This window comes from Mesorhizobium sp. BHbdii, assembly GCF_053848045.1.
In genome coordinates this window covers 1-626 of sequence record NZ_JBSPKX010000073.1, presented here as the reverse complement: position 1 = coordinate 626, position 626 = coordinate 1, and the positions used below count along the sequence as shown (strand labels likewise).

Genomic DNA, 626 nt, shown 5'->3' with positions numbered 1-626 from the left:
GAATGCGGCACCTGCCTCGATCGCCTGTAACTGCTGCGGATCGCCAACCAGCACGACCTTCGCGCCAACGTCCGCCGCATGGGAGAGCACGCGCTCCAACTGGCGCGTGCCGACCATGCCGGCCTCGTCGATCACCAGGACATCGCGCTCGGTGAGCAGATCGCGGCCCTGTCCCCAGCCATGTTCCAGGCTGGCGATGGTGCGCGACGAAATCCCCGATCCGCTTTCGAGATTCTCGGCCGCGATGCCGGAGAGTGCCGCGCCTCGAACCTCAAAGCCCGCGGCAGCCCATGCCTGGCGCGCAACACCAAGCATCGCGCTCTTACCCGTACCGGCAAAACCAACCACGACGCCAAGACCGCGTCCGTCGGTGATGTGATCCAGTGCGTCGGTCTGCTCGCCAGAAAGGACAAGCCCGCGTTGTGTTGCACGCGCCAGCGCAGCATCCCGATCCTGTTCACTCACCGCATGGCGCTCCTGTCTAGCCATGCGTTCTGCCGCGTGGTGCAGGCGCTGTTCGGTCTCGATCATCTGCCGGGTGGTGAACCGGTCTTCTCCGCGTCTGTCCTTGCCCAGTTCGACAAGATCCGGCGCCTTGCCGATCGCGCCAATGACCTTATTGAACT

Annotated in this window: 1 protein-coding gene; it reads right to left on the bottom strand. The window is 64.5% G+C overall.

Annotated features, from left to right (window positions below):
- Positions 1–626, bottom strand: a 626-nt coding sequence (locus ACWTU8_RS31895) for an AAA family ATPase (RefSeq protein WP_455851263.1), incomplete at both ends; no start/stop codon positions are given.